Annotated in this window: 15 protein-coding genes; 9 read left to right on the top strand and 6 right to left on the bottom strand. The window is 70.9% G+C overall.

Going from position 1 to position 15686, the window contains the following annotated elements:
- Positions 1–37: 37 nt before the first annotated feature.
- The 4 genes from ACK4YQ_RS17430 to ACK4YQ_RS17415 form a co-directional block, all read right to left on the bottom strand.
- On the bottom strand, positions 38–709 hold the full coding sequence (locus ACK4YQ_RS17430; RefSeq protein WP_409613087.1) for a TetR/AcrR family transcriptional regulator: 672 nt from the start codon (positions 707–709) through the stop codon (positions 38–40).
- 9 nt (positions 710–718) lie between these two features.
- On the bottom strand, positions 719–1369 hold the full coding sequence (locus ACK4YQ_RS17425; protein WP_409613086.1) for a hypothetical protein: 651 nt from the start codon (positions 1367–1369) through the stop codon (positions 719–721).
- 88 nt (positions 1370–1457) lie between these two features.
- Complete coding sequence (gene secA / locus ACK4YQ_RS17420; RefSeq protein WP_409613085.1) at positions 1458–4211, bottom strand: preprotein translocase subunit SecA; 2754 nt, start codon at positions 4209–4211, stop codon at positions 1458–1460.
- Between the two features lie 446 nt (positions 4212–4657).
- Positions 4658–5824, bottom strand: a complete 1167-nt coding sequence (locus ACK4YQ_RS17415) for an acetyl-CoA C-acyltransferase (RefSeq protein WP_409613083.1) — start codon at positions 5822–5824, stop codon at positions 4658–4660.
- A gap of 149 nt (positions 5825–5973) precedes the next feature.
- Here ACK4YQ_RS17415 and ACK4YQ_RS17410 point away from each other — a divergent pair, with 149 nt between their 5' ends.
- Positions 5974–6939: a peptidylprolyl isomerase gene (locus tag ACK4YQ_RS17410; RefSeq protein ID WP_409613082.1), complete on the top strand. Its 966-nt coding sequence runs from the start codon at positions 5974–5976 to the stop codon at positions 6937–6939.
- A 68-nt stretch (positions 6940–7007) separates the two neighbouring features.
- Positions 7008–8411 carry a bifunctional glutamate N-acetyltransferase/amino-acid acetyltransferase ArgJ gene (gene argJ, locus ACK4YQ_RS17405; protein ID WP_409613139.1) on the top strand — a complete coding sequence of 468 codons (1404 nt, stop codon included), beginning with the start codon at positions 7008–7010 and terminating at the stop codon, positions 8409–8411.
- A gap of 87 nt (positions 8412–8498) precedes the next feature.
- Here the strand turns inward: argJ and ACK4YQ_RS17400 are convergent, their stop codons facing one another.
- A complete protein-coding gene (locus tag ACK4YQ_RS17400; protein ID WP_409613080.1) occupies positions 8499–9944 on the bottom strand; it encodes a DEAD/DEAH box helicase in 1446 nt (481 codons plus the stop codon).
- A gap of 284 nt (positions 9945–10228) precedes the next feature.
- Between ACK4YQ_RS17400 and mutT the strand changes: the two genes are divergently transcribed.
- Both mutT and ACK4YQ_RS17390 read left to right on the top strand, forming a co-directional pair.
- Entirely contained in the window at positions 10229–10636 is a 408-nt protein-coding gene (gene mutT, locus ACK4YQ_RS17395) for an 8-oxo-dGTP diphosphatase MutT (protein ID WP_409613078.1), read from the top strand.
- Positions 10633–10797 carry a Flp family type IVb pilin gene (locus tag ACK4YQ_RS17390; protein WP_409613076.1) on the top strand — a complete coding sequence of 55 codons (165 nt, stop codon included), beginning with the start codon at positions 10633–10635 and terminating at the stop codon, positions 10795–10797. Before mutT ends, ACK4YQ_RS17390 begins: the two co-directional genes overlap by 4 nt.
- A gap of 18 nt (positions 10798–10815) precedes the next feature.
- Here the strand turns inward: ACK4YQ_RS17390 and ACK4YQ_RS17385 are convergent, their stop codons facing one another.
- Positions 10816–11739 (bottom strand): methyltransferase domain-containing protein, encoded by a 924-nt coding sequence (locus ACK4YQ_RS17385; protein ID WP_409613074.1) that lies wholly within the window; start codon positions 11737–11739, stop codon positions 10816–10818.
- Between the two features lie 88 nt (positions 11740–11827).
- On the opposite strand from ACK4YQ_RS17385, the gene ACK4YQ_RS17380 reads away from it, so the two are divergent.
- From ACK4YQ_RS17380 to ACK4YQ_RS17360, 5 genes are all read left to right on the top strand, one after another.
- The gene (locus ACK4YQ_RS17380) at positions 11828–12562 is read left to right on the top strand and encodes a ComF family protein (protein WP_409613072.1); all 735 of its coding nucleotides are present in this window, start codon (positions 11828–11830) and stop codon (positions 12560–12562) included.
- Between the two features lie 33 nt (positions 12563–12595).
- The gene (gene grxC / locus ACK4YQ_RS17375; RefSeq protein WP_409613070.1) at positions 12596–12853 is read left to right on the top strand and encodes a glutaredoxin 3; all 258 of its coding nucleotides are present in this window, start codon (positions 12596–12598) and stop codon (positions 12851–12853) included.
- Between the two features lie 3 nt (positions 12854–12856).
- Positions 12857–13678 carry a carbon-nitrogen hydrolase family protein gene (locus ACK4YQ_RS17370; RefSeq protein WP_409613068.1) on the top strand — a complete coding sequence of 274 codons (822 nt, stop codon included), beginning with the start codon at positions 12857–12859 and terminating at the stop codon, positions 13676–13678.
- Between the two features lie 4 nt (positions 13679–13682).
- Positions 13683–14111, top strand: coding sequence for a DUF1178 family protein (locus ACK4YQ_RS17365; RefSeq protein WP_409613067.1), 429 nt, complete (start codon positions 13683–13685; stop codon positions 14109–14111).
- A gap of 95 nt (positions 14112–14206) precedes the next feature.
- Positions 14207–15616, top strand: coding sequence for a M20/M25/M40 family metallo-hydrolase (locus ACK4YQ_RS17360; protein ID WP_409613065.1), 1410 nt, complete (start codon positions 14207–14209; stop codon positions 15614–15616).
- Positions 15617–15686 lie beyond the last annotated feature (70 nt).

Below are 15686 nucleotides of genomic sequence, written 5' to 3'. Positions count from 1 at the left end.
CCCTTGTGGTTGGCTGGACGTTACCGACGAGTGACACTCAGGTCAACGGCCCGTCGTTCTCGCTCTCGAAGGGCCAGTCCTGGGCCAGCGGCTCCAGGCCGAGGAGCCCGGCGGCCTCGGCCCGCCAGGCTCTGATCATGACCCCGCACCAGCGGATGTAGCGGTCGTCCTGGGCCGGGTCGCCGTGCTCGACCCAGTGGGCCAGGGCGTCGTTGCAGAAGGAGACCATCGGCTCCAGCGACAGGTCCAGCAGCTGCTGGGAGACGGGCCTCGGCGCCTGGCGGCCGGGGAACCAGAGGAGCCGTAGGAGCCGGCGGGCGGTGCGCGCGCGCACGGCGTCGTAGTAGCCGCGGTAGGCGGCCTGCTGGCGGCCGTCGCGCATGAGCAGGAGGTAGCCGTCCTCGAAGCCGCGGGCGGCCTCGAGGGACATGCGCGCCCCGGCGCCGTAGCCGTGCCAGGGATCGGCGTTGGCCGCGGCCAGCCGGCCGACGGCCTCCTCGAAGATCGCGCGGATCAGGAGGTCCTTGGAGGCGAAGCGCCGATAAAGCACGACCTTTGTGACGCCGGCGGCGGCGGCCACGTCCTCCATGGTGGCGCCGGACAGGCCCTGCGCGCGGAACACCCGGGCGGCGATGCGCATGAAGCCTTCGCGCCGCGCGCGCTCGCGCTCGGCCCGGGCCTGGCCGGAAGGAGAGGCGGGCGCGGCCATCGCCGGCCGTCAGGCCTCCGGCCGCGCCAGGACCGTGCTGGCCGCGCGGGTGCGCAGGGTGAGGTCGCGGCGGCGCATGAACAGGTCGCGGACCTCGGGCGCGGGATCGCGTGACGCTTCCCAGACGCCATGGTCGGCGTAGCGGGTGACCAGCAGCATCCGCAGCGTGCCTGCCCTGGCCTCGGCCTCGGTCTGGACCGTCCGGAACAGGCCGAAGATGTCGCTGTCGAATCCGCCCTCGAAGCCGGTCCAGGCCTTGCCCGAAAGCTCGACGAACAGGTCGAGGTCGCCAGCGGCGATCTCGAAGGTGCGGTGCACGAAGATTCCGCCGGGGGGCGGCACGTCGCCGGAGGCCGGCCGCAGGGTGGGGGCCAGGCGGTCGCGCCGGCAGGCGGCGAGGCCCGGGTCGGCGGCGATGGCGGCGAGGACCGCGTCCCGGCCCGGGGCGGCCTCGGGCCAGCGCAGCAGGAGGGCCGCTTCGTCCGAGCCCCAGCCGAGCTGCGGGGTGAAAAGGCCGATCAGCTCGCCGCCAGCCTCGGCGATGCGCGCGCTGCCCTCGGCGGCGAGCCGCCGGGCGAAGTCCCGCGGCGCCGTGCGGGCGGCGGCGACGTCGAACGTCAGGAACAGATAGTCGTAGTCGGCTGCGGCGGCGCTCGTCATGCCCATCTCCCTGGCGCGCCGCGGCCCGAGGGCGGCGCAGGAGGAACTGTCACGCCGGAGTGACGCCTAAGTCAACGCCGCGCCGGCGTCAGACCAGCGCGCCGTGGCAGTGCTTGAACTTCTTGCCCGAGCCGCAGGGGCAGGGGGCGTTGCGGCCGGTGTCCTCCCAGCCGTCGGGCAGGGCGGTGATCGGCAGCGCCTGGCGCTGCTCGGGCGAGAGCCCCTCGGGCAGGGCCCCCATCTGGGCGGCGTTCTCCCCGGTGAGCGGGTCCAGGTGCACCTCGGTGAAGGCCACCGGCGGCGGCTCCGGCTCGGCGAACTGGAACTCCACCGTCATCAGCCAGCGGGTCACGCTCTGGCGCAGGTCAACCAGCAGCTTCTCGAACAGGGAGAAGGCCTCGGTCTTGTACTCGTTGAGCGGATCGCGCTGGCCATAGCCGCGCAGGCCGATGACCGCCCGCAGATGGTCCAGGTGCATCAGGTGCTCGCGCCACTGCAGGTCGATCATCTGCAGCAGGAAGTTCTTCTCCAGCCCGCGCATCTGCTCGGGGCTGACCAGGGCCTCGCGCTCGGCCGCCCGGGCCTCGGCGGCCTTGAGCAGGCGCTCCTGGATCTCCTCGTTGGCGATGCCATCCTCGGCCGCCCAGGCCTTGATCGGCAGGTCCAGGCCCAGGAGCTCCTTGACGTGCTGCTCCAGCCCCTCCACGTCCCACTGCTCGGCGTAGGCCTTGGGCGGCAGGTGGCGGGCGACGAGATCGTCGATGGTGTCCTCGCGCATCTCGCGCACCACCGTGGACAGGTCCGGCGCCTCCATGAACTCCTGGCGCTGCTCGAAGACGGCCTTGCGCTGGTCGTTGACGACGTCGTCGTACTTCAGGAGGTTCTTGCGGATCTCGTAGTTGCGCTGCTCGACGCGCTTCTGGGCGGTGGCGATGGCGCTGTTCAGCCACTTGTGAGTGATGGCTTCGCCTTCCTGGACGCCGAAGGTGCGCATGATCGCGTCCAGCCGGTCGCCGGCGAAGATGCGCAGCAGGTCGTCCTCGCACGACAGGAAGAACTTGGAGCGGCCCGGGTCGCCCTGACGGCCGGTCCGGCCGCGAAGCTGGTTGTCGATGCGCCGGCTCTCGTGGCGCTCGGTGCCCAGGACGAACAGGCCGCCGGCGGCCAGGGCCTTTTCCTTCAGGTCCCGGATCTCGGCCTCGATCTGCGCCTTGTACTCGGCCGCCGCCTCGGGGGTGACCTCCAGGCCAAGGCCGCGCTGTTCCTCGCGCCAGCGGGCCACCTTCATGTCGACGTTGCCGCCGAGCTGGATGTCGGTGCCGCGGCCGGCCATGTTGGTGGCGATGGTCACCGCGCCGGGCACCCCGGCGTCGGCCACGATCATGGCTTCCTGCTCGTGGTAGCGCGCGTTCAGCACGCTGTGCGGAATGCCCTTTTGCGTCTTGCCGTCGATCTCGAAGGTGTGGGCGTTGAGCAGTTCGGACAGCTGCTCGGACTTCTCGATGGAGACGGTGCCCACCAGGATCGGCTGGCCGCGGCGATAGCAGTCCTCGATCTGGGCGATGATCGCGGCGTTCTTCTCGGCGCTGGTGCGATAGACCTCGTCGTCGTCGTCGATGCGGGCGATCGGCCGGTTGGTCGGGATCTCCAGGACGTCCATCTTGTAGATGTCGAGGAATTCCTGGGCCTCGGTGGCCGCCGTGCCGGTCATGCCCGACAGCTTGGAATAGAGGCGGAAGTAGTTCTGGATCGTGACCGAGGCCAGGGTCTGGTTCTCGGGCTGGATGTGGGCGCCTTCCTTGGCCTCGATGGCCTGGTGCAGGCCCTCGGACAGGCGGCGGCCGTGCATCATGCGGCCGGTGAACTCGTCGATCAGGATCACCTCGCCGGCGCGGACGATGTAGTCCTTGTCGCGGGTGTAGAGGATGTTGGCCCGGAGCGCCTGGTTGACGTGGTGCACCACCGAAACGTTGGCCGGGTCGTAGAGGCCGGCGGAATCCTCGGCCAGGTGGCCGCGCTCGGCCAGCATCTCCTCGACCTTCTCGGAGCCCTCTTCGGTCAGCAGCACTTGGCGCTGCTTCTCGTCGTGGTCGTAGGTGGCGGGGTCCTGGATCAGCTCGCGGACGATGACGTCGACGGTCTTGTAGAACTCGCTGCGGTCCTCGGTGGGGCCCGAGATGATCAGCGGCGTGCGGGCCTCGTCGATGAGGATGGAGTCCACCTCGTCGACGATCGCGAAGTTGTGGCCCCGCTGGACCATCTCCTCGACGTCGTAGACCAGGTTGTCGCGCAGGTAGTCGAAGCCGAATTCGTTGTTGGTGCCGTAGGTGATGTCGCTCTGGTAGGCCTGCTTGCGCTGGCCCTGGCTGAGGCCGTGGACGATGACGCCCACCGACAGGCCCAGGAAGTTGTAGATCTGGCCCATCCACTCGGCGTCGCGCTGGGCCAGGTAGTCGTTGACCGTGATGACGTGCACGCCCTTGCCGGACAGCGCGTTCAGATAGACGGGCAGGGTGCCGACGAGGGTTTTGCCTTCACCAGTGCGCATCTCGGCGATGCCGCCGATGTGCAGGGCCATGCCGCCGACCATCTGCACGTCGAAGTGACGCAGGCCGATGGTGCGCCGCGAGGCCTCGCGCACCACGGCGAAGGCCTCCTCCATCAGCTGGTCGAGAGTTTCGCCCTTGGCGATGCGCGCCTTGAACTCGTCGGTCTTGCCGCGAAGCTCGGCGTCCGACAGGGCCTGGATCTTGGGCTCCAGCGCGTTGATCTTGGCGACCCGCGCCTGGTAGGCCTTGACCTTGCGGTCGTTGGAAGAGCCGAAGAGCCGTTGGAAAATCATAAAGCGAGGCGTCCGATTGTGCCGTCTTGAGGGCGCTGTCGGCGGACGCGCGGGCGCGGTGAAACCTTTCGACTGCCCGGAATTCCGCTCTCTAAAGCGCGCGCGAGACTTAAGCAGGCGCCCCTGCGGTGTCAACGCAAGGGCGCGGTCCGCGGAGCCGCCGCCGCCGGGCGCGCCTCCCGCGCAAACGAAAAGGCCCTCCCGCGAGGGAGGGCCGATCATTCAGCAGAGGCCGAACCGTCGAGGTCTTAGTAGACCTCGAACAGGCCTGCCGCGCCCGCCGAAATCGCGGGGCGATTTCGGCCTAGTCCCTGTTGATGGGCGCGGGCGGACGGCCGATCGAGGTCTTAGTAGACCTCGAACAGGCCTGCCGCGCCCGCCGAAATCGCGGGGCGATTTCGGCCTAGTCCCTGTTGATGGGCGCGGGCGGACGGCCGATCGAGGTCTTAGTAGACCTCGAACAGGCCTGCCGCGCCCATGCCGCCGCCGATGCACATCGAGACGACGACCTTCTTAGCGCCGCGGCGCTTGCCTTCCTGCAGGATGTGGCCGGCCAGGCGCGCGCCGGTCATGCCGTAGGGGTGGCCGATGGCGATGGAGCCGCCGTTGACGTTGTACTTCTCCGGGTCGATGCCCAGGGTGTCGCGGCAGTAGAGGCACTGGGAGGCGAAGGCCTCGTTCAGCTCCCACAGGTCGATGTCGTCGACCTTCAGGCCGTGGCGCTCCAGCAGGCGCGGGATGGCGAACACCGGGCCGATGCCCATTTCGTCGGGGGCGCAGCCGGCGACCACCCAGCCCTTGAAGGCGCCCATCGGCGTCAGGCCCTTCTTCTCGGCGGCCTTGGCTTCCATCATCACCACGGCGGCGGCGCCGTCGGAGAGCTGGCTCGCGTTGCCGGCGGTGATGAACTTGCCCTCGCCGCGCACCGGCTGGAGCTTGGCCAGCCCCTCGAGGGTGGTGTCGGGGCGGTTGCATTCGTCGCGGTCGACCACGTAGTCGACGACGGACTCTTCCTTCGTCTCCTTGTTGACCACCTTCATCTTGGTCTTCATCGGGACGATTTCGTTGGCGAACTTGTTGGCCTGCTGGGCGGCGGCCATGCGGCGCTGGGATTCCAGGGAGTATTCGTCCTGGGCCTCGCGGCTGACGTTGTAGCGGGCGGCGACGATGTCGGCGGTGTCGATCATCGGCATGAAGATCGCCGGGTAGTTCTGCGTCAGCTCGGGATCGACGTTGCCCATGGCGCCGCCGCCGGGCATCGACAGGGACTCCACGCCGCCGGCGACCACGCACTCGGCGCCGTCGTTGCGGATGTAGTTGGCGGCCACCGCGATGGTGTTCAGGCCCGAGGAGCAGAAGCGGTTGATGGTCATGCCCGAGGTGGTGATCGGCAGGCCGGCGAGCAGACCGACCGTGCGGCCGATGTTGCCCGAGCCGTGCGCGACGTTGCCCATGAAGCAGTCCTCGACCTCTTCGGGGGCCACGCCGGACTTGGCGACGGCGTGCTTCACCGCATGGGCGCCCATCGACATGGTCGGGGTCATGTTGAAGCCGCCGCGGGCGGCCTTGGCCAGCCCGGTGCGGGCGTAGGAGACGACAACTGCTTCGCGCATCGGAAAAATCCTCCCTCAAAACGAATGGCGGCCGCGCGCCTTCGGCCGGCCGCGGCGCATGATCGGCGGGACCTTTGCATCCCGCCGCGTAAATAGCTAGGGACGGATGTCGCCGCGCGCGCGGTGCGCGGCCTTATGGATGCATCCCCATGGCGCATGCTGGTGCGGTTCGACTTTGGCGTGTCGCGGCGGCCCTGGCCGCGGGCGCCCTCGTCCTGGCCGCGTGCGGCGATCGGGGCGGCGACGAGCGTCCGCCGCAGCCCGGCGACGAGGCGGTGGCCCAGGTCAACGGCCGCACCGTCTGGGCCTCGGACGTCAAGCGCGAGGCGGTGGCCCAGGGCCTGATCGGCGAGGGCGAGCCGCTGGACGCCTCCTCCGAGCTGTTCCGCCAGGTGCTGGACGAGGTGATCGACCAGAAGCTGCTGGCGGCCGAGGCGCTGAAGCGCAAGCTGGACAAGGACCCCATCGCCCAGCGCCGGCTGGCGGCCGCGCGCGAGCGGATCCTGGGCGACATGCTGGTCGAGAGCGTGGTCGCCGACGCCGTGAATGAAAACGCCATCAAGGGGCTCTATCAGGAGCAGCTGAAGCTGGCGCGCCAGTCGGAGGAGATCCGCGCGCGCCAGATCGTTGTGGCCACCGAGGAGGAAGGGGAAGCGGTGAAGAAGCTGCTCACCACCGGCGCCTCCTTCGAGGCCCTGGCCATGGAGCGCTCCACCGATGCGGCGACCCGCTTCAACGGCGGCGATCTTGGCTACTTCACCGCCGACGTGATGCCCGAGGCCTATGAGGCGGCCCTGAAGGACGCCAAGGTGGGCGAAGTCGTCGGGCCCTTCCAGGTCGACGAGGGCTGGGCCATCGTGAAGGTCGAGGACCGCCGCTCGGAGCAGCCGATAACCCTGGAGGCCGCGCGGCCGCAAATCGTGCGCTTCCTCACCTACGACCAGATCCGCGACCTTCTGGAAAAGCTGCGGGCCAGGGCCAAGATCGAGACCCTGATCGGACCGCCGCAGGACGTGCCGGGCCAGCCGCAGGAGCCGGCCTCCGCGCCGCCCGCTGCCTCGGGCCCGCCGCCCGTGAAGGACGCCAAACCCCCCGCGAAGAGCCAGACGCCTTGACCCGCAAACCCACGCCCAAGAAGCCGCCGGCCAAGGCCGGAGCGCCGCGCACCTCTACCTCCAAGGCGCTGGAGGCGGCGGCCAAGCCGGTGGAAGTGGTCGGCCAGACCCTGGAGCGCGCCCTGGACCCCCTGGCCAGCGCCCTCAAGCGCGCGGCCCTGAAGCGCGCCGACAAGGAGAGCCGTCAGTTCGCCGCCGCCGAGACGTCCGCGGCGGGCGCGACCCCGGCCAAGGGCGCGCTGCCGGTCTCGCCCCTGGCCGTGCCGTTCCCGAAGATCCCGCCGATCGCCGGGGTGGAGCTGGCGACGGGCCGGGCCGGTTTCTACAAGCACGAGCGCCCCGACCTGATGGTCATGCGGTTCGCCGAGGGCACGACGGTGGCCGGCGTCTTCACCCGCCACGGCGTCGGCTCGGCCCCGGTGGACTGGTGCAAGCGCCAGCTTGCGGCGACCAAGGGGTCGGAGGTGCGGGCGCTGGTGGTCAACGCCGGCTGCGCCAACTCCTTCACCGGCCGGCCCGGGGCCGACGCCGTGCGGCGGGTGGCCTCGGCCGCGGCCAAGCGCTTCGACTGCCGCCAGCGCGACGTGATGATGGCGTCCACCGGGGTGATCGGCGTGCTGCTGGACGACGCCAAGATCACCGCCCGCCTGCCCGAGGTGGAGGGCCGCCTGGCCGAAGACGGCTGGGCCGCCGCGGCGCGGGCGATCATGACCACCGACACCTTCCCGAAGGGCGCCTACGCCGAGGCGGTGATCGAGGGCGAGACCGTGCGCATCGCCGGCATCGCCAAGGGCTCGGGGATGATCGCGCCGGACATGGCCACCATGCTGGCGTTCGTCGCCACCGACGCGGCGATCTCGCCCACGGCCCTGCAGACTCTGGCCAGCCTCTACACCCGCACCACCTTCAACTGCGTGACCGTGGACGGCGACCGCTCGACCAACGACACCCTGTTGCTGTTCGCCACCGGCCAGTCGCCGGCGCCGAGGATCAGCCGGGCCGGGGACAAGCGCCTGGCCGACTTCCGCGAGAAGCTGGAGGGGGTGCTGCTGGACCTGGCCCTGCAACTGGTGCGCGACGGCGAAGGCGCGACCAAGTTCGTTAAGATCAACGTGACCGGCGCGGAGACCCCCGCCTCGGCGCGCAAGATCGCCCGCACCATCGCCGAGAGCCCGCTGGTGAAGACCGCCTTCGCCGGCGAGGACGCCAACTGGGGCCGCATCGTGATGGCCGTGGGCCGGGCCGACGAGCCGATCGACCGCGACCGCCTGAGCGTCAGGTTCGGCCCGCTGACCGCCGCGCAGGACGGCCTGATCGCCCCGACCTACGACGAGGCCAAGATGAGCGCCTACATGAAGAGCCAGGAGCTGGAGGTCAGCGTCGACGTCGGCGTAGGCCGCGGTTCGGCCACGGTGTGGACCTGCGACCTGACCAAGCAGTACGTGGCGATCAACGGCGACTACCGCAGCTAGGCGCGTGTGGCGGCGCGCAGCCGCCACGACCAAACAGGAAGCCCTGACCCCCGCTCACCGCGCGGTGAGCGGGAGAAGGCTTCAATCTTAGTCCAGCGGGCTCCAGCGGGCTGGCTGGGGCTTGCGCTTGGGACCCTTGTAGGCGTTGGAGGCGGCGACGGCCTGGGCGGGACCTTGCGGGGCGTGGCTCTGGCTTTGCCCCTGGCCCTGGGCCTTGTTGGGCCGGCGGCGGCGCTTGCGGTTGGCCGGGGGCAGATCGCTCGCCGTCTCCGGGCGATGGCCGCCGGCGCGGTGGTGCGGCTCGTGGCTGCGGCTGCGCCCGCCGCCCTGGCCGCGGGTGTCGGGGCGGTCGGCCTTGACGCCGGCGACCTCGGGCAGAGCCGCGGTGGCCGCGCCGAGTTGACGGTCGTTGCGCCGGTCGAAGGACGGGATGGTCTGGCGCGTCACCTTCTGGATGTCGCGCAGGAGGTTGCGCTCGTCGTCGGCGCAGAAGGCCACGGCCGAGCCCGAGGCGCCGGCCCGCGCGGTGCGGCCGATGCGGTGGACATAGGCTTCCGGCACGTTGGGCAGCTCGTACTGGACGACGTGGGTGACCGCGTCGATGTCGATGCCGCGGGCGGCGATGTCGGTGGCCACCAGGGCCCGGACCTGGCCGGCCTTGAACGCGGCGAGGGCGCGCTCGCGCTGGCCCTGGGACTTGTCGCCGTGGATCGAGGCGGCCTCCACGCCCACCTGGACGAGGCCCTTGGCCACCCGGTCGGCGCCGCGCTTGGTGCGGGTGAAGACGATCACGCGGTTGAAGGACGCGTCGTCGAACAGCTCGGCCAGAAGGGCGCGCTTGCGCTGCTGCTCGACGAACAGGACCTGCTGCTTGATCCGCTCGACCGTGGTGGCGGCCGGGGTGACGGACACCTTGAGCGGATTGCGCAGGAGCCCGCCGGCCAGTTCGCCGATCTCGGCCGGCATGGTCGCCGAGAAGAACAGGTTCTGCCGCTGGGCCGGCAGGTGGGCGACGATCTTCTTGATCGGCTGGACGAAGCCCATGTCGAGCATCTGGTCGGCCTCGTCGAGGACGAAGATCTCGGTCCCGGAGAGGACGGCGCTCTTTTCGCCGAGGTGGTCGATGAGGCGGCCGGGGGTGGCCACCAGCACATCGACGCCGCCGGCCAGGGCGCGCATCTGCGGGCCGTACTTCACGCCGCCGAAGACGATGGCGACGGTGAGGCCCAGGTGGCGGCCATAGGCCTTGAAGCTCTCGGCGATCTGGGTGGCCAGCTCGCGGGTGGGGGAAAGGACCAGGGCGCGGCAGCCGCGGCGCGGCGCCGGACGGCGGTCCTCGGCCAGGCGGTGCAGGATCGGCAGGGCGAAGGCGGCGGTCTTGCCGGTGCCAGTCTGGGCGATGCCCAGCAGGTCGCGGCCGGCCATCACGCCGGGAATGGCCTGGGCCTGGATCGGGGTCGGCTGGTCATAGCCCTTGTCGGCCAGGGCCTTGAGGAGGGGCTTGGCCAGGCCAAGGTCGGTGAACTGGGTCAAACTGATGTCTTTCGCACATGCGCCGAACGCGGCCGCTCACAGGTCGTGAGGGTCGCGGGACGCGAGGTATCTGGGGAAGCGCCCCGCGTGGCCGGGCGATCTATGAAGCTTCAGGGCGCTCTACAGGCTGAGCCTCGCGGACGAGGCCCTCACGCGGCTGGAGCACCGATAGCGCCATTCCAGGCGCAAGATGCACATCGGGCTTCGGCGGCCACAAGTCAAGTTGCTGCAGCGCAATAGGTCGAGGCTGTTGCATTTACGGCGCAGAGCGGCGATCCAGCCGCATGGCCGAAAAGAAGATGCTCCTGGTCGCCGCCGCCGCCCTCGTCGACGTGGACGGGCGGGTGCTCATCTGCCAGCGCGCCAAGGGCAAGCAACTCGCCGGGCTGTGGGAATTCCCGGGCGGAAAGGTGGAGGCGGGCGAGACGCCGGAGGCCTGCCTGATCCGCGAACTGGAGGAGGAGCTGGGGATCGTGGTGACCGGCGCCTGCCTGGCGCCGTTCGTTTTTGCGAGCCACGATTATGAATCCTTTCACCTCCTTATGCCCCTCTTCCTTTGCCGACGCTGGACCGGCGTCGTCACGGCGAAAGAACATGAGGCCCTGGCATGGGTGAAACCCTCCAGACTCGGCGACTACCCGATGCCGCCGGCGGACGCGCCGCTGGTCGCCTGGCTGCGCGACCTGTTGTGAAGCGCCTGGCCGGCGACGAACGGGGAGCCACGGCCATCGAATACGCCCTGCTGGTGGCCATCCTGGGAATCGGCGTGATCACCGCCGCGAGCGGGCTGAAGAACCAGATCTACAACACGCTCAACGGCATCGCGAACGCGATGGACAACACCGCAGGCTGATCCCCCGGCCCCTGGCCGTCAGGACCGCGCCTCGTCGTCTCCCCGCGGCACGCGGGTCTCCTCCACCCCCAGGGCGTCGGCCAGGCGCATCTTGGCCGAGCCGGGCCGCAAGGGCTTCTGCTGGCTCTCGTGCGGCGCCCAGCCGGTGAGGGTGAGAATCTCGAAGGTCGCCGGGACCTTGCCGTCCGGTTCGGCGAACCGCTCGACATAGATCTCGCAGGCGCGGCCGACCAGGGCTCGGGTGAGCGGGCGCGGATGCCGCTCTGCCAGGACGTTGGTCTCGCCCATGCGGCGCAGGTCCGCCATCAGGTGCAGGGGATGGCGGTAGCGCACCGTCACGCGGTCCACGTCAGCCACCGGCAGGGCGAAGCCGGCCCGCTGCAGCAGGCCCGCCGCATCGAGGGCGTCGGCGAAGGGCGAGATGCGCGAGCCGGCCCCGCCCAGGAGCTCGGCCTCGGCGGCCATCAGGGACTGGCGCAGCTCGGTCAGCGTCGCTCCGCCCAGGAAGGCGCCGATGAACAGGCCGTCGGGCTTCAGGGCGCGGCGGATCTGGATCAGGGCCCCGACCACGTCGTTGACCCAGTGCAGCGACAGGGTGGAGACGGCCAGGTCGAAGGCGCCGGGGGCGAAGGGCAGGCGCTCCTCGTCGGCCGCCAGGCGCGCGCCGTCGCGGCCGCGCAGCATCGCCGAGGACAGGTCGGTCTCCACCAGCAAGCCGACGCGCGCGGCCGCGTCGCTGGCGGCCAGGGCCTGGCCGAACACGCCGGTGCGCGCGCCCAGGTCGACGGCGCGGGGGAAGTCGCGCAAGATCGTCTCCAGCCGGGCGACGGCGTCCTCGGCGGCGCGGCGCTTGAGGAAGTCGGCGTCGGCGTAGCCGGCGGCGGCGCGGTCCAGACGCTTCCTGTGCAGGGCGCGGTCGAAGATCAGGGGCGGGGAGGACATGGATCGGGAAATCAGGGCGGAGCGGGAATTCAGGGGGGCGGCGACAGGCCCGCAACATGGGCTTTCGACGGCTCCCTGGAAACCCGCCGTGACCGCGGCGTTTCGCGGCGCGCTCGACCTGGTGTTCCCGCCGCAGGCCCTGGACGGGGGGCCGGCCCCGCAGAGCCAGGGATTTTCGGCCGACGGCTGGAGCCGCATCGCCTTCCTGGACGATCCGGTGTGCGACGGCTGCGGGACGCCCTTCGACTATCCCCTGGGAGACCGCGCGCGCTGCCCGGCCTGCATGGCCCGGCCGCGGGCGTTTTCCAGGGCCCGGGCGGCCTGCCTCTACGACGAGGCCTCGAGCCCCGGCATCCTGCAGCTCAAGCACGCCGACCGGCTGGACCTGGCGCCGCTCTACGCCCGCTGGATCCTGCGCGCGGCACGCGAGCTGGTGGCCGAGGCGGACGTGATCGCGCCCGTGCCGATCCATCGCTGGCGGCTGCTGGCGCGGCGCTACAACCAGGCCGCCGAGATCGCCCGGCCGCTGGCCCGGCTGGCGGGGCGCCCCTACCTGGCCGACGCGCTGGTGCGCACCCGCGCCACGCCCAGCCAGGCCGGCCGGTCAGGGTCGGGCCGCCGGCGCAACGTGGCCGGCGCCTTCGCCGTGCCCGAGGCCAAGGCGCGGCGGGTGGCGGGCCGCGCGGTGCTGCTGATTGATGACGTCCTGACCACGGGCGCCACGGCGGAGGGCTGTGCGCGGGCGCTTCTGGCGGCCGGGGCCGCGCGCGTAGATGTCGCAGTGGCGGCGAGGGTGAAAGAAGCCGCTAACCTCGCCATATGACATTGCAGAGACAGGCGTTATGTACTGAGAGCCATGGCCAAGGTCACCATCTACACAAAGCCGTTCTGCCCCTACTGCATCCGCGCGCTCGACCTCCTGACCAAGAAGGGGGTCGCCTTCGACGAGATCGAAGCCGCCTTCGATCCGGAGAAGCGCCAGGAGATGATGCGCCGTTCGGGCCGCTCCACCTTCCCGCAGATCTTCGTGGGCGACACCCACGTGGGCGGCTGCGACGACATGATGGCGCTGGAGCGCGAGGGCAAGCTCGACCCGCTTCTGGCCGCGGCCTGAGGCATGCTGACGGTCGGCCTGGTCCAGACCCGCACGCCGGCCTCCCAGGCGGCCGCGCTCGACCACGTGCTGCCCCTCGTGCGCGAGGCGGCGGCCAAGGGCGCACGCCTGATCGCCACGCCGGAAGGCACGAACGTCCTGCAGAAGGACAAGGCCGCGCTGCTGCCGCAGCTTGCGAGCCTGGAGGACGACGCCTGCGTGCGCGGCCTGCGCGAGGCCGCCGCCGATCTGGGCGTCTGGCTCCTGATCGGCTCGGCCCTGGTGCGGCGCGAGGACGGCAAGGCGGCCAACCGCTCGGCCCTGGTCTCGCCGCAGGGCGAGATCACCGCCACCTACGACAAGCTGCACATGTTCGACGTGGACCTGCCGACCGGGGAGACCGCGCGGGAATCGGAGACCTACGAGCCGGGCGATCGCGCGGTGGTGGCCGAGGCGGCCGGCGCGAAGCTGGGCCTGACCATCTGCTATGACGTGCGCTTCCCCGCGCTGCACCGGGCCCTGGCCCTGGCGGGGGCCCAGGTGCTGACCGTGCCGGCGGCGTTCACCCGTCCGACCGGCGAGGCGCACTGGGAGGTGCTGCTGCGCGCCCGGGCGATCGAGACCGGCGCCTTCGTCGTCGCCCCCGCCCAGGGCGGCTTCCACGAGGACGGCCGCGGCACGTATGGGCGCACCCTGGCGGTCGCCCCCTGGGGCGAGCTGATCGGCAAGCTTGACCACGACGAGCCGGGCGTGTTGATCGCCGAGCTCGATCTCGCCCAGTCGGCCAAGGCCCGGGCGGCGATCCCGAACCTGAAGAACGCGCGAGCCTTCTGCGGCCCGGCCTGAGCAAATGATCCGCTACGCCCTCGTCTGCGACCACGACCACGAGTTCGAAGGCTGGTTCGGCGCCTCGGCCGATTTCGACGACCAGCTCGCCCGCGGGCTCCTGGAGTGCCCGATGTGCGCGTCCAAGGCCGTGCGCAAGCAGATCATGGCTCCGGCCGTGGCGGGCACCAAGCGCACCACCCCCGATGCGCCGCCGCAGATGCGCACCATGGTGATGGAAGCCATGCGCAAGGTGCGCGCCCACGTCGAGGAGAACTTCGACTACGTCGGCGACGCCTTCGCCGCCGAGGCGCGGGCGATCCACGAGGGCCGCTCGGAAGACCGCGGCATCTATGGCGAGGCCTCGCCCGCCGAGGTGCGGAAGCTGGTCGAGGACGGCGTGCCGATCGCCCCGCTGCCCCCCGAGCCGCCGAAGAAGACCGACGTCAACTGAGGCGCCGGACGGTCCGGCGGCCCGGAACGGCGGCCAGGCTTTGACTCCCGCGGCCTTGCGCCTACGGTCACGCTCCGCAGAGTCTGGAGGGCCGCATGTTCCGTTCGATGTCCGCCGCCGCCGTCGCGCTTGCGACCGCCACCTTCGCGCAAGGAGCCGGGGCCGCCGACCTCACGTCGGACCAGGCGGCGTTCCGGGGCCTTTACAAGGAGCTGGTGGAGATCAACACCACCCTGTCGTCGGGAAGCTGCACGGCCGCGGCGCAGGCCATGGCCACGCGGCTAAAGGCGGCGGGCTATGCCGACGCGGACATCCGCATCCTGGCGCCGGCCGAGCGGCGGAAGGACGGCAACCTGATCGCCGTGCTGCCGGGGACCGACCGCAAGGCCAAGCCGATCCTGCTCCTGGCCCACATCGACGTGGTGGAAGCCAAGCGCGAGGACTGGGAGCGCGATCCCTTCACCCTGGTGGAGGAGAACGGCTACTTCTACGGACGCGGGGCGAGCGACGACAAGGCCATGGCCGCGGCCCTGACCGACGCCATGATCCGCTACAAGACCGAGGGATTCAAACCGCGCCGGGGCCTGAAGCTGGCCCTGACCTGCGGCGAGGAGACGCCGGACGAGTTCAACGGCGTGGCCTGGCTGCTGGCCAACCATCCCGATGCGCTGGACGCCGAGTTCGCCCTGAACGAGGGCGCGGGCGGGCGCGTGGACGCGGCGGGCAAGCCGGTGTTCCTGGGGATCCAGGCGGGGGAGAAGGTCTACCAGGACTTCCAGCTGGAGGCGACCAACCCGGGCGGGCACTCCTCGCGGCCGGTGAAGGACAACGCCATCTACCATCTGGCCGGGGCGATCTCGCGGCTGGCGGCCTACGACTTTCCGGTGGCGATCAACGAGGCGACCCGCGGCCACTTCGAGGCCATGGCCGGGATCGAGGGCGGCCAGTCGGCGGCGGACCTGAAGGCCGCGGCCGCCGGCGACGCCGAAGCCATCGCCCGCGTGGCGCAGGACCCCAGCCGCAACTCGATGATGCGCACCACCTGCGTGGCGACCATGGTCGACGCCGGCCATGCGCCGAACGCCCTGCCGCAGCGGGCCCGGGCCAACGTCAACTGCCGGATCCTGCCGGGGGAGAGCATCGAGAGCGTGAAGGCGCGGCTGGAGGAGGTTTTCGCCGATCCGGCGGTGAAGGTGACGACGGTGGGCGAGCCCAGCCCGGTGACCCCGCCGCCGCCGCTGTCGGCCAAGATCGTCGGGCCGGCCAAGGCCGTGGCCGCCGAGCTCTGGCCCGGCCTGCCGCTCGTGCCGGCCATGGCGACGGGGGCGACCGACGGTCGCTTCACCAACGCCGCGGGCGTGGCGACCTATGGCCTGTCGGGGATGCTGGGCGACACGGACGGCAACGGGGCGCACGGCCTGAACGAGCGGATCCGGGTGAAGTCGCTCTATGACGGACGCGAGTTCCTCTACCGGGTCGTGAAGCTCTACGCGAACCAGCGCTGAGGTCGTCCCGCCGGCTTGATCCCCGCCCCCGCCTGCGCCACCTTGGGCTGGGGAGACGGGGGATCATACA

The organism is Phenylobacterium sp., assembly GCF_046291545.1.
Taxonomy (GTDB): Bacteria; Pseudomonadota; Alphaproteobacteria; order Caulobacterales; family Caulobacteraceae; genus Phenylobacterium.
The sequence above is the reverse complement of the archived record's forward strand: the minus strand, read 5'-3'. Positions and strand labels throughout refer to the sequence as shown.